Consider the following 5,688-nt stretch of genomic DNA (forward strand, 5'->3'; position numbering starts at 1 on the left):
AGACAGCACGGCGGGCTCGCGCGCCGGGACATCCTCGATGAAACGGTTCCACTGCTCCTCGGACGTGACAATGCGCCAGGCGGACAAGTCCGGCGTTGCTTCGACGCTTTGCGCATCGCGCCGGCCGATAGGCGCGAACAGCACGAGGCGATCAACCAGCGCCGGCTGCATTCCGGCAAACAGGCTCGCCGGCATTGAGCCCCAGGAGTGTGCGATCAGTGACAGTTTCTCGATGTCCTGGCGGTCGAGGATGAACGCTACGGCCGCCGCGAGCTGCTCCGCAGCATCCTGCGCGGCGCAAAGCGGAGGGCTTTCGAAAGGCGGCTTGTCCATCTCCGGATAACGGTCGGATTCACCGTAGCCGTAGAAGTCCAGTCCCCAGACATCGAAGCCTGCCTCGCAAAGTGCGTCGCGCCAGGACGTGCCGTCAAATCGATGCGCAATCGAAAGCGCGGAAGGAAAGGTCGCGCCGTGGACGTAGAGCACGGCGCGAGGTGGCTGCGCGGGCTTGCTGTCTGCGGGCAGGAACCGCAGAAAAAGCGACAGATCCTTGCGTGGACCGGGGATGCGAAAATGCTGTTCGCGCGGATCGAGGAGGGGCGAGGCCGGCCGCTCTTTCATGGCAAGCGCCTGTGACGGCTACAGCAGCGCGTATTGCGCCCGCTCGCGCCTTGCGAGCAGCGGCAGCGCTTCGCCGGCGATGTAGGTCTTGAAATGGGCGCTCTCCTGGTGCTCCTTGAAGGCCGCCTCGTCGCGGAACAGTTCGTAGAACAGGAACTGGGCCGGATTGTCCTTTGCGCGCGAGATCAGGAACAGCTTGACGCCGTTCTCGCGCTGCGCCTCCGGCAGGAAGCGGTCGAGGATCGCGGCGACCTTGTCGGCCTCGCCCGGCTTCGCCTCCCATTGCGCGACGACGAGCAGGCCGCCGCCGTCGACGGCGTCGCTGAGAGATTTCTGTGTGGCATAGTGGTTCATGGTCCTTCCTCCTTGCTGCTGGGCTTGAGATGACGCCGCCGTCCATGGCGAGAGATAGATCGCCAGCACGGCCCCGAAGGCCCGGACGACGGACCTGCGGCTGAACGCTTCGTGGGTGCGCGGCACCGGCCGCTCATGTGTCGATCGCATGTCTGTCTCCATCGGTTGGTCTCGATCGCGATCGGCGCAGATTTGTAGCGACGGCCCGGCGGCTTTGGTTCGCCGCTCGTCGAAGTGTCGATGTCGTGAACGCTTCGATTTCGATCGAAACGTCGCAGTGGGGTCCGTGCAGCTGGCGTGATGGATTTTCGTCAGACGGCGGAGCCGCAATGCCCCTGTCGCGGCTGATGGACGGGCGCATGCAGGTGGCGGGCGGGCCGGCACCACGCGGCATTTGATTTCGGTGCGGAATTTCGTTACCCGCTACAAGGGTGGATACGCTCAGGGTCAGAGACGCCAAAGACGTCGAAGAGGTGGTGCGCGCGGCGATTGCCAACGAGCAGCCGCTCGAGATCATCGGCCATGGCAGCAAGCGCAGCATTGGCCATGCGATGGCGACCAACGCCATGCTCGACCTCTCCGTGCTGAGCGCGGTGACCGCCTACGAACCCAACGAATTGATCGTCACGCTCCAGGCCGGCGCGCCGCTGGCCGACGTGCTGTCGCTGATCGATTCCAAGAACCAGCAATTCGCCTTCGAGCCGATCAACACGGCGCCGCTGCTGGGCACGCCGGTGCTCGGAACCATCGGCGGCATGATCGCGGCTGGCCTCGCCGGGCCGCGTCGCATCAAGGCGGGCGGGGCGCGCGACCATCTGCTGGGCGCACACGCCGTGTCCGGCTTCGGCGACAGCTTCAAGACCGGCGGCAAGGTGGTGAAGAACGTCACCGGCTACGATCTCTGCAAGCTGCTGGCGGGGTCCTGGGGCACGCTGTCGGTGATGACCGAGGTCACGCTCAAGGTGATGCCAAAGCCGGAAGCCGAGCGGACGCTGCTGCTCCGCGGGCTGGACGATGCCGCGGCCAACAAGGCCATGACCGCGGCGCTCGGCTCGCCCTTCGACGTCTCCGCCGCCGCACATCTGCCGAAATCGGCGTTCCGGGGCAAGATGGAAGGGCTCGGCGACATCGCAAGCCAAAGCGAGGCGTTGACCGTGTTGCGGCTCGAGGGCATCACGGCTTCCGCCGCCCATCGCGCCGGCTCGCTGCGGGAGCTGCTGGCGCCGTTTGGAACCGCGACCCTGATCGAGGACGCGGCGTCCTCCGTGCTGTGGGCCACCATCCGCGACGTCCTGCCGTTCGCGGCCAGCGGCGCGCTCGGCGCCTGGCCGGTGTGGCGGATCGTCTGCCCGCCGGCGTCAGGGGCGGCGCTCGGCACGCAATTGGCGCGCGAGACTGGCGGCGACGTGATCTACGATTGGGGCGGCGGGTTGATCTGGGCGGCGCTGCCGCCGAAGCCCGATGCGCATGCGCCAGCCGTGCGCCAGCGCGCAAATGCCGTCGGCGGCCACGCCACGCTGATCCGGGCGGCCGAGGACGTCAGGCGCAGTGTCGATGTGTTCCATCCGCAAGCCCCGGGCGTCGCCGCCCTGAGCGACCGGGTGCGCGCCAGCTTCGATCCGAAGACCATTCTCAACCGGGGCCGGCTGACGCGGGGCGCTGCGGCATGAAGACCGAATTCTCACTCGCGCAGCTCGCCGATCCCGACATTGCGCAAGCCGACAAGATCCTGCGCGCCTGCGTCCATTGCGGCTTCTGCACCGCAACCTGTCCGACCTATGTGCTGCTCGGCGACGAGCTCGATAGCCCCCGCGGCCGCATCTATCTGATCAAGGAGATGCTGGAGAAGGACCAGGCGCCGACGGCGGAGGTGGTCAAGCACGTCGATCGCTGCCTGTCGTGCCTTGCCTGCATGACCACCTGCCCCTCAGGGGTGAACTACATGCACCTCGTCGACCAGGCCCGGGTCAGGATCGAGCAGCGCTATCGGCGGCCGCTGGCCGAGCGGCTGCTGCGCCAGGTGCTGGCCTTCGTCCTGCCGGACCCGCGGCGCTTCCGCGCCAGCATGCGGTTGGCGCGGCTGGCGCGGCCCCTTGCCGTGTTCCTGCCGACGCCGCGGCCGTCGGCCACGCCCGGCCTGATCCAGCGTATCAAGGCAATGCTCGCCCTTGCCCCGAGCCGCCTGCCCGCGCCGGGCCCCGCCGCGGGCAGCGTGTTCGCGGCACTGGGCAAGAAGCGGGGCCGGGTCGCGCTGCTTCAGGGCTGCGCCCAGCAGGTGCTGGCGCCGCGCATCAACCAGGCCGCGATCAACCTTCTCACCCGCCACGGCATCGAGGTCGTGCTGGTCAAGGACGAGCAGTGTTGCGGCGCCTTGACCCATCACCTCGGCCACGACGACGATGCGCTCGCGCGCGCCCGCGCCAATGTCGCGGCGTGGCGGGCGGAGGCCGCAGGCGAGGGGCTCGACGCCATTCTGGTGACGGCCTCCGGCTGCGGTACGGTCATCAAGGACTACGGCTATCTGCTGCGCGAGGATCGCGCGTTCGCAGCCGATGCGGCGCGTGTCTCCGCACTCGCCAAGGACATCACCGAATACGTCGCCGGTCTTGGACTCGCGTCGCCCGCGCGACAGGACAACATCGTCGTCGCCTATCACTCCGCTTGTTCGTTGCAGCATGGCCAGAAAATCACGGCGCTTCCGAAAGAATTGCTTTCCAAGAATGGATTCGTGGTGAAAGATGTCCCCGAGAGCCATTTGTGTTGCGGTTCGGCGGGGACCTACAACATTCTCCAGCCCGACCTTGCGGGCAGGTTGCGCGATCGCAAGGTCGCCAACATCGCGAGCGTCAAGCCGGACATGATCGCCGCGGGCAATATCGGCTGCATGGTGCAGATTGCCAGTGGTACGTCAGTTCCGGTCGTGCACACGATTGAGCTTCTCGATTGGGCTACGGGCGGTTCGCGGCCGGCATTGAATTCGTCGAGCGGCGCCGCATCCGGAGGTGACGGCTGAAGGCGCCCGATCGACCATTGTCTGGCGGCAACAGGAGGACCACGATGGCGAAAGCGAAGAAGAAGAAAAGCAAGAAGGCAAAGAAGGCCAAGAAGACCGTAGCGGCGAAGAAGAAGACCGCGAAGAAGGCGACGAAGAAGGCCGCCAAGAAATCCGCGAAGAAATCAGCGAAAAAATCCGCGAAGAAGTCTGCAAAGAAATCGGCCAAGAAGGCCGCGCCGAAGAAGGCCGCCAAGAAGGCTGTAAAGCAGACTGCAAAGAAGGCCGCCAAGAAGGCGGCGCCCAAGAAGAGCGCGGTCAAGGCGAAACCAGCGCCGGCTCCGATGGATGCTCCGGCGGCCGCTGCTTCGCCTGCACCGGAAACGAGCTGGGCGATGCCTTCGTCCGCCGCGGACCCGGCGCCGGCCGAAGGGCAGGGCTAGGCCCCCTCCGGCATCCTCCAGAACGACTGCAACCAGAAAGGCCGTGGCGGCGACGCTGCGGCCTTTTTGCATCGCCGCAGGCATCTCGGGCAGCCGCCAGGGTCTTGTCGACCGGCTACCAAGCTTTGCTCCAAGCCTTGCCCCCGGTCCGATTCGTAGCGCGGGCGCCACGATCTCCCGAACCCGTACCTACCACGGTGCCTCTGTGCACTTTGGAAGGCAAAATAATGTGATCGGGAAGCAACACATGGTGACAACCTTTCGCGGAATCGTCAGAACGCCTAAAAAGTCGGCAGATGCCCGCGTTTTTTGCTTCACGGTTTGCATCCCTCCCTCCAGATTGTCGCAGTTACGTAATTTTGCAGTCAGGTCGTTTGCCCCGGGGGGCTTCCGGGATCCGACTGGGGTCTGAGAACTGGTGATGGGGATCGAAATGAAAAAAGTGGCTTTGTTGGCAACGGCGCTGGCATTGGTGACGGGTTCGGCTTTCGCGGCAGACATGCCGGTCAAGGCTTTGAAGGCCCCGCCGCCGCCCGCCTTTGATCCCTGGGATATCGCCTTCGGTGGCGGCATCATGAGCGATTACATCTTCCGCGGTGTCACCCAGTCGAACCACAAGCCGTCGGTGGCCGCCTATTTCGAGCCGCGCTACAATGTCAACAAGGACCTCCAGCTCTACATCGGTGCGTCCGCGGAGAGCATCTCGTTCCCGAACCGCGCCGCGGCCGAAGTTGATATCTACGGCGGTATCCGCCCGACCTTCGGCATGTTCGCCTTCGACTTCGGTGTCTGGGGTTACCTCTATCCGGGCGGAAGCTGCTTCGGCTCGCAGGGCACGCTCGCCCAGGGCAATTGCGGCACCGACATCGACTACTCGCAGGGCGCCATCGGCCTTCCGATCAACGGCAACTTTGCCAAGAAGGACGCGAGCTTCTTCGAAGCCTATGCCAAGTTGAACATCAACATCAACGACCAGTGGGTGGTTGGTTTCAACGAGTACTATTCGCCGAACTTCCTGAACCTCGGCGCCTGGGGCAACTACGCTTCGATCACCGCGAAGTGGACCGCACCGAGCACGACCTTCGGCGCCAGCGGCGTCGGCATGTATGTGTCGGGTGAATTCGGCCGCCAGTGGCTCGGCACCTCCGACATCTTCTACGGCATCGCGGGCGATCCGGTTTACGCGAACGGCATCAAGGAGCCGAGCTACAACACCTGGAACGTCGGCGTCGGCTTCACCTACAAGGTGTTCACGCTCGACCTGCGCTACTACGACAC

Annotated in this window: 6 protein-coding genes; 4 read left to right on the forward strand and 2 right to left on the reverse strand. The window is 65.2% G+C overall.

Translation table 11 applies throughout. The features are described from left to right. A partial coding sequence (locus ACXJL8_RS31970; RefSeq protein ID WP_456686220.1) for an alpha/beta hydrolase occupies window positions 1-621 on the reverse strand: 621 nt, incomplete at its 3' end. Window positions 622-639: 18 nt separating this feature from the next. Further along, window positions 640-1,125, reverse strand: coding sequence for a putative quinol monooxygenase (locus ACXJL8_RS31975; protein WP_456617508.1), 486 nt, complete (start codon window positions 1,123-1,125; stop codon window positions 640-642). Between the two features lie 281 nt (window positions 1,126-1,406). Between ACXJL8_RS31975 and ACXJL8_RS31980 the strand changes: the two genes are divergently transcribed. The 4 genes from ACXJL8_RS31980 to ACXJL8_RS31995 form a co-directional block, all read left to right on the forward strand. After that, a complete protein-coding gene (locus ACXJL8_RS31980) occupies window positions 1,407-2,645 on the forward strand; it encodes an FAD-binding protein (protein WP_456617509.1) in 1,239 nt (412 codons plus the stop codon). Then, a complete protein-coding gene (gene glcF / locus ACXJL8_RS31985; protein ID WP_456617510.1) occupies window positions 2,642-3,988 on the forward strand; it encodes a glycolate oxidase subunit GlcF in 1,347 nt (448 codons plus the stop codon). The genes ACXJL8_RS31980 and glcF overlap by 4 nt, the downstream gene beginning before the upstream one ends. Before the next feature lie 44 nt (window positions 3,989-4,032). Then, window positions 4,033-4,410: a histone gene (locus ACXJL8_RS31990; RefSeq protein WP_456617511.1), complete on the forward strand. Its 378-nt coding sequence runs from the start codon at window positions 4,033-4,035 to the stop codon at window positions 4,408-4,410. A 433-nt stretch (window positions 4,411-4,843) separates the two neighbouring features. Beyond that, window positions 4,844-5,688: TorF family putative porin (locus ACXJL8_RS31995; protein ID WP_456686221.1), on the forward strand; the 845-nt coding region annotated here is incomplete at its 3' end.

The sequence above is a fragment of the Bradyrhizobium sp. P5_C11_2 genome, from assembly GCF_054049755.1.